Raw genomic sequence first — 922 nt, forward strand, 5'->3', positions numbered from 1 at the left:
CCACCGGCGGCCAAACCGACGCATCAAACTCAACGACAGCCCCGGCCTCAGCACCTACCGCCAGCACACCCGCCGCGTGCTGCGTCCACGGCAACTCCACCTGGCCTTCCAGGCGCGAGTGAATCGCGACCGTACGCCGCCCCGACTCATCCGCCACCCCCACCCGCACCTGCAGCTGTACGGCGCCGGGTTCCGGCAGGGTCAGTGGCGCGGCGAGTGTCAGTTCCTCCACACGGTCGCAGCCGACCTCGTCACCGGCCCGGATCGCCAGCTCAAGCAGCGCGGTACCGGGAAGAAGAACCCGGCCCATCACCGCGTGATCAGCCAGCCACGGATGCGTCTGGGCGGAGAGCCGGCCGGTGAACAGCACGCCCTCGCCCTCGGCCAACTCCACCACGCCGTTGAGCAGCGGATGCCCCGCCGACGCAAGTCCGATCGCCGCCGCGTCGTCGGCACCACCGCGCACGCTCCTGGGCCAGAACGCCTGGTGCTCGAAGGCGTAGGTGGGCACATCCACCCACGACGCCCCGGTACCGGCGAAGAACCCGGCCCAGTCCACGACGACCCCACCCGCATGCAGTCGGCTCATCGCGGTGACGGCCGAGGCTTCCTCGGGTCGGTCCTTGCGGAGGACCGGTACGACCGCCGCCTCTTCCGGTACGGATTCCTGGGCCATGGCCGACAGCACACCGTCCGGACCCAGCTCCAGGAACGTACCCACACCCTGCTCGGCCAGCGTCCCCACACCATCCGCAAAGCGGACCGCCTCGCGGACATGCCGTACCCAGTACGCGGGCGAGGACAAGTCCTCCGCCGACGCCAGACCACCGGTCAGATTCGACACGACCGGGATACGGGGAGCCGCGAACGACAAGCCCTCCGCGACGGTGCGGAAGTCGTCCAGCATCGGATCCATCAAAGG

1 pseudogene is annotated in these 922 nt (G+C 69.7%); it reads right to left on the bottom strand.

Features of this window, described 5'->3' with window-relative positions:
• Positions 1-907, bottom strand: a pseudogene (locus tag CU044_RS30005) (hypothetical protein); the annotation flags it as partial.
• Between the last annotated feature and the right edge of the window lie 15 nt (positions 908-922).

Source organism: Streptomyces sp. L-9-10 (assembly GCF_004151105.1).
GTDB lineage: Bacteria > Actinomycetota > Actinomycetes > Streptomycetales > Streptomycetaceae > Streptomyces.